Below are 6,584 nucleotides of genomic sequence, written 5' to 3' on the forward strand. Positions count from 1 at the left end.
GTCGTTTTTCCAGGTCGGCATCAACTGATTGGAAGGAATCTGCTCTCCTTTAATCTTGCGCGCCGTTTCGAGACCTGCGACCGGCAACCCCGCGGGATCTAGTTTTCCGACCTGCACGAGGGCGCTCGCTTGATCCCAGTAGATTCGTTCATAGCAGAGCCTGTTGCCCTCGAATGCGACCGATGCGACTGCTGGCACTTCGCAATACTTGCCAGTCGGCTCCACGCCGGGGAGGAGCCAGTCGATTTCCCGATCATGGGTGAAGCACATCAGCACTTCGTCGACGATTCGATCGGGGCCCAGCGTGCGAGCAATCGGCACAATCTTCATATCCGCCGGCAGACTCGGGATAAAATGACGCTTGTAGAAGCGATGCAGTTCCGTCTGACCATAGCCGCCGGTGAGTGTGGGGACGTGATTCACGTACGGTTCAGCGACCATGGTTTTCATGGTGGCGTCAGCATCTCGCGCTCCGAACTCAAGCCCACAGTGCTCGTCCCATAGGGCGCTCAGGTCGTAGCGCGGGCCGAGAGTGCTGCGGAGCAGACCCACCGAGCGGGAGCGTGCAAGTTGTGCGGCAAAGGGATGAAAACTCGCGCGCAAGTCGCAATTGAACCCGTGCTGAGCATCGGCATAGACGTAGAATTCCGCGCGGTCATGCGTAGCGAGCGCCCGGCGCGTGCTCTCGCGAGCCGCCGCGGGGATGGCGGCATCGTTCTCGCCATAGTGGAACATGATGGGACATTTGATTCGCGGCGCTTCATCGAGGCGGGTTTCGATTCCTCCTCCGTAGTAAGCGATCGCAGCGTCGGTAGTGCAACGCGCGGCCGTGAGGTACGCGAGCAGTCCGCCAAAGCAGTAACCGACGACTGCCACGTTGCCGTTGCGCTCGGGTCGCGAACGCAAGTGGTCAAGCGCTGTAGCGATGTCTTTCAGCGTGACTTCCAGGTCCAGTTTCTGCCGTAATGCCCGTCCCTTCGCGCTCCCGTCGGGAGTGTAGGGCAGCTCAACCCCGGGTTCGATTCGCCAGAAGATGTCCGGCGCGAGCGCGACGTATCCTTCCGCCGCCCACCGATCGGTTACCGCCCTGATATGTGCGTTTACCCCGAAAATTTCCTGCAGGACCAGTAGCCCGGGACCTGAGCCCGAAGGCGGAAGAGACAAGTAGGCCTGGAACGTGCCACCATCGTATGCGTGAACCTTAATCGTTTGACTGTTCATTTGTGACTCCTTGCCGGGCGTGCGCAGCCGTTACTGTATCATCGCGCTCGGGGGAATTTTTTCGCGCTGACTAAGCTTTGTCGCCTCAGGGCGAAGACGCGTTGCGGGCGCGTCCGGAACCACCGAAAACACTGCAGTGCGTTGGCGGTAAAGGTCGCCATCCGATCGTGCATGGGTTTTCAACTCAGCGGCTTGCTTGCCGAGGCGAGCGTGATCTGAAAGCCTAGCAAGGCCCGCAAGATCGCACGTCTTAATGGAATCCAGCCAGCCAGCGACAGCCCCGACCCACATCCAATTTCATCCGCCGCGACGATATTTGCAGCTGATGTTTGCGCTGCTGATGTCGGCTACGATTTTCGAAGGCTACGACATCACCATTTTTCATCTCTGTACGCCTCACATTATGAAAACCTTCGCGATGAGCGATCGCGAGATCGGATTCGTCGCCACGCTGGTACGGTTCGGCGGCATCCTGTCTTTTGGCATCGTGGCCAGCGCCGATCTCTATGGTCGCCGTCCAATCCTGTCGATCACCGTCGTTTTCTATACCCTATTTACGCTGGCCACCGCGTTGTCACGCGGAGTGCTCACATTCACGATTTTTCAGAGCGCGGCGCAGTTGTTCCTGGCCGCGGAATTCGGCGTGGCCGTAACCATGGTGAGCGAAGAATTTCCCGATGAAACGCGCGGTCGCGCCATCGCCGCTTTGCATACCGTCGCTTTTCTGGGTGTCGCTGCCGCTGCCGCACTCTATCCTCTGGTGGCGCCCTCGAGCTGGGGCTGGCGCGGCATGTACCTGCTCGGAATCGTTCCGCTCCTCCTCACTGCATTCTTAAGGCGAGGGCTCCGCGAGACGATGCGGTTTCAGGCCATGGAGGCTGCCCGCAAAATGGCCGGCGCTGCTCGTGAGAAGCTGATGCCGAAGCTGCGCTCCTCGATGGCAGAATTCGCCGGCCCCTACCGGAACCGACTCATACTCATCGCGATTCTGTGGAACTCGATCGGATTAGTCGGCGGGCCGACCATCACCTTCTTTAGTCTGTTGGCCATTCGCGACCATCACTGGACCGCGGCCCAAGTCGGCCTCGCGCTGATCGTGGCCTACCTGATGGGAAGCGTTGGAAGTTTGCTGAGCGGCTATGCGATGGATCGGGTCGGGCGCAGGATGACGACCGCCGTGTTCTATCTAGCTTCGGCGATCTCGATGGCAATCATGTTCGGCTCCGGGTGGCACGGTTCGGTGAGGTTCGGAATTGTCGCGACCCAGTTCGCCTATCAGGCCGCCCGAACAGCCACCTCGGCGTTGTCCGCGGAGTTGTTCCCGACCGAGATTCGCGCGTCCGGCTACAGCCTTACGGTACAGGTAGTTGGGCAGTTGGGATGGACCCTGTCGCCGCTGCTGGTGGGAATGCTCTCGGTGCCGCTCGGCGGAATCGGAAATGCCGCGTCGGTCTTCGCACTGGGCCCCATGGTGGGAGCCATCGCGCTTGCCTATGTCCCAGAAACACGCGGCAAAACCCTGGAAGAAATCTCGCCTCCCGTGCTTTAGGACCGTTTCGACCAACTCGTCGTTTCCGTTAGTGCTGTTCCCCCACCTGTCAGAGTGGGGGTAAAGTCGCGCTTTGCGCGCTTGCGGGTGGCTAATCGGATTCCGGCACCAAGTCCAGCGCCGCCAGCCATGGAGCCGAGCTGCCGTCCGACGGTGCCCGCCAATCGCCCCGCGGCGACAGCGATCCGCCCGAACCGACCTTGGGTGCGTTCGGGATCGTGCTCCGCTTGAACTGGCTCAACTCGAAGAACCGATGCAGGAAGATGCGCAGGTTCGCCTTGATCGCAGCGATGCCGTACTGGTGACGGAGCGCGGCGGGAATGTCGGGCCATGCCCCGCGGCTCTTGTCGTGCCATGCACAGTACGCGAGGAACGCGATCTTCGCCGGCGCGTAGCCGAAACGTAATGTAAAGTAAAGGTTGAAGTCTTGCAGTTCGTAGGGTCCGATGATGTTTTCGGTGTAGGGTGTCGGGTCGGCCCCCGGGACTGCGCCCGGGACCAACTCCGGACTTATCGGAGTATCGAGGATTTCCTTTAGTACCGCGCCCACCGGTGTGCCCAGCCGCCCGGTGTGCGCGACCCACCGGACAACATGCTGGATCAGGGTCTTCGGCACGCTCGCGTTGACCGCGTAGTGCGACATGTGATCGCCCACGCCGTAGGTGCACCAGCCGAGCGCCAATTCGCTTAAGTCCCCGGTCCCCACGACGATGCCGTTGTTCTGGTTGGCAAGGCGGAAGAGAATACTGGTGCGCTCGCCCGCTTGGACGTTTTCGTAGGTGACATCATATTCGAGGTCGCCCCGTGCGTGCGGGTGCGCGATGTTCTTCAGCATCTGCGTGGCGCTCGGCCGGATATCGATCTCGTGCGCGGAGCATCCAACCGCGTCCATGAGGCGGCGCGCTTGCCCAAGGGTTCGATCACTCGTTGCGAAACCCGGCATGGTGTAGGCGAGGATGTTTTTGCGCGAAAGCCCGAGGCGATCCATCGCCTGTGCGCAGACCAGCAGCGCCTGGGTTGAATCCAGTCCGCCGGAAATACCCACCACCACCCGTTCGATGCCGGTCGCGCGCAGTCGTGTCGCCAAGCCCTGCACCTGGATTTCGTAGACTTCGGAACATCGTTCGTCGCGATACTTCGGGTCGGCGGGAACGTACGGGAAGCGTTCGTATACTCGGGTCGGCAGCATTCGTTCCGCGCACGGCAGCACGCTCGAAAAATCGATAATGCGAAATTCGGCCAGGTTGGCACGCTCGCGGCGAATCGAGTCGCCGAAACTGGTTTGTCGCATTCGCTCCTGCGTCAGGCGCTCGAGATCGATATCAGCGCAGATAAGTTGTGGCGTGTCACTGAAGCGCTGCGATTCCGCGAGCTTGGTTCCGTTCTCATAAATCATCGCGTGGCCGTCCCACGCCAGGTCGGTGGTCGATTCGCCGGGTCCGGCTGCGGAATAAAGATAGGCCGCCAGACATCGCGCCGACTGGCTGCCGACCAGCTCGCGCCGATAATCCGCTTTCGCGATGGTGATGTTTGAAGCTGAGAGATTTAAGAGTACCGTCGCTCCGGCCAGCGCAGCGGACGCGGAGGGCGGAATCGGCGTCCACAGGTCCTCGCAAATTTCAGCGGCGAACACCAACAGCGGCTGCTCCCGATGCTGAAACAGGAGCCGAGTACCGAACGGTACGTGGCGCGCGCCACCGAGTGCGATTTCCTTGCTGCGCGCCGAATCCGCGGGTGCGAACTGACGCGCTTCGTAGAATTCGCGATAGTTAGGCAAGAAGGTCTTGGGGACCACCCCGAGAATCGCTCCACGGCACACCACCACCGCGCAGTTGAACAGCAGGTGGTCCGCACGCACCGGCATGCCGACCACCGCCACCAAGTTCGCCTCGCGCGAGGCGGCCACCACCTCGCGCAGGGCGTCTTCAGTTGCATCCAGTAAGGCGCGCTGCTGGAACAAGTCATCGCAAGTGTAGGTAGAGAGACCCAGCTCGGGGAAGAGCGCCAGCAGCGCGCCGCTCTCGGCGGCGCGCTCCATCAACGCGATGGTAGCGCGGGAATTGAAGATGGGGTCCGCCACGCGCACCGGGGGAATTCCGACTGCGACCCGAACGAAGTCGTGGTTATAGAGGTTGAAGAAATTGTCGCCCCGCTTCACGCTGCGCCCTTAAGCCGGCCCCGCGAGCGAGCCGGGACTTTGCGTATTTTAGACACAAAGCTCCCAACCTGTCATCGCCTGGTGCAGGCTCCCGTTCCTCAGCGGGAGTGGTCGGCGATGAACTGCAGAATCAGATTCCGAAGTTCGGCGCCGTGCGCGCCGCGGAGCATTTCGGTCCCGTGTTCATGGCCAGGATAGATTTTGAGCGCCTTTTTGGCAGTCGCGTGCTCGTAGAGAATTGCGGAATTACCAGCCACGAATGGATCGTCGCTGGTCTCCACGAACAAGATCGGCGCCTTTACCTCTGCATCCGCGTCGTACACGTTGAGTCCCCCAAACTCAACCGGCGTGGACAGTAAGATGAGTCCGGTGACCGGGTACTGGGAGGCGAGCGCAAGCGCCGCATCCGCGCCCATGCTTGCCCCCGCGACGAACAGGTGCTTCACCCGCGGACGCAGGAAGTCATAGGCCGCTTTGAGATCCACGGGGGAAGCGGGAACGTGCACAATCAGCCCCGATTCGGGAAAGCCCCTAAAATCGAAGGTCAGCGCACAATAGCCATGCGCGGCAAGGATCATTGCGAAGTCGGTCCAACCGGTCTGATCACCGTTGTATTGATGTGCCAGTATCACGCCCGTATCGCCCCCGCCGTAGAGATGGGCGCCCAGCGTCAGTCCATCGGCGGTCTTAAGCTGCACTGGAGTTCCAGTGACCGCGTCAGGCGGCATGACCGGGTTGGCAGCAGAAACGTCCGCGGCGGCAGAGGTGCGACTCGCGGGTACCGTTCCAAGAGCGGCGGTGGTTGCGAGTGCCACGAGCGCGCCGATGCTGACCGCGTTGCGCAGTGGCATCAGATCGCAAGTCTCTTCCTGATGGCGGCGATGATCTGAGCGGGCGGATCCGCGACGTCAATCGTGATCGCATCACGAGGTTCTTCCAGTGCTTCGAATTGACTCGGTAAAAGAGAACTCGGCATGAAATGACCTTTCCGTTTTCCAAGCCGTGCCTTGATAAGCTTGGGCGATCCCTTCAGATATACGACTCGCACCTGCCTGGCGTCGGTGACGATTGCTTGGCGGTATGAACGTTTGAGAGCGGAGCAGGCGATAACCGCGTCGACTCCGTCGGCGAGGCATTGCTCGATCAGCCGGCGGATGCGGTGGAGCCACGGCAGCCGGTCGGCGTCGGTGAGCGCAATCCCGCGAGTCATCTTGCTGCGGTTGGCCGCGGAATGCAGATCGTCACCCTCGTAGAACCGCCACTGAAGCGCCTCCGCAAGCATGGCGCCGATGGTGGTTTTGCCGGACCCAGACACTCCCATCAAAACGAGGATCATCGCAGGCAACATTCTCCCGCTCGGCTTTGCTAACCTACACACACTAGTTGCACAAACAGCTCGTGGGTGTTCTTTGGTTTACCCCAGTGAACGGAGCATCTTGTGACCTCGATTTCCAGTCGTGGTCGTCGGGCGTTGGCAGATGTTTCAATCGCCTCCCTGCCAAGGGCGCCATGAAGGGCGGCGAGTAGGCGTTCGAACCTCAGCCTCCGGATCCGCGGGCCAACGCCTGCAAATCCTGGATGAGGGACAACATCATCCGCCGGCCATCGCTCTGTTGAGGGATTGCGAAGAAGGGACCTTCTAAGATGTGAAATGCG

General features: G+C 60.9%; 5 protein-coding genes. 1 reads left to right on the forward strand and 4 read right to left on the reverse strand.

Translation table 11 applies throughout. The annotated features are described in order from the left end of the window. Positions 1-1,221, reverse strand: a 1,221-nt coding sequence (locus tag VGI36_12440) for a dienelactone hydrolase family protein (protein ID HEY2485954.1), incomplete at its 3' end; no start/stop codon positions are given. A gap of 253 nt (positions 1,222-1,474) precedes the next feature. Between VGI36_12440 and VGI36_12445 the strand changes: the two genes are divergently transcribed. Then, positions 1,475-2,770, forward strand: coding sequence for an MFS transporter (locus tag VGI36_12445; protein HEY2485955.1), 1,296 nt, complete (start codon positions 1,475-1,477; stop codon positions 2,768-2,770). A 91-nt stretch (positions 2,771-2,861) separates the two neighbouring features. Here VGI36_12445 and VGI36_12450 read toward each other — a convergent pair whose 3' ends face one another. The 3 genes from VGI36_12450 to VGI36_12460 form a co-directional block, all read right to left on the reverse strand. Then, positions 2,862-4,928 carry an NAD(+) synthase gene (locus VGI36_12450; GenBank protein HEY2485956.1) on the reverse strand — a complete coding sequence of 689 codons (2,067 nt, stop codon included), beginning with the start codon at positions 4,926-4,928 and terminating at the stop codon, positions 2,862-2,864. A 98-nt stretch (positions 4,929-5,026) separates the two neighbouring features. Then, positions 5,027-5,779, reverse strand: a complete 753-nt coding sequence (locus VGI36_12455) for an alpha/beta hydrolase (protein HEY2485957.1) — start codon at positions 5,777-5,779, stop codon at positions 5,027-5,029. Further along, positions 5,779-6,264: a gluconokinase gene (locus VGI36_12460; GenBank protein ID HEY2485958.1), complete on the reverse strand. Its 486-nt coding sequence runs from the start codon at positions 6,262-6,264 to the stop codon at positions 5,779-5,781. Before VGI36_12460 ends, VGI36_12455 begins: the two co-directional genes overlap by 1 nt. Between the last annotated feature and the right edge of the window lie 320 nt (positions 6,265-6,584).

The sequence above is a fragment of the Candidatus Binataceae bacterium genome, assembly GCA_036495685.1.
Taxonomy (GTDB): domain Bacteria; phylum Desulfobacterota; class Binatia; order Binatales; family Binataceae; genus JAFAHS01.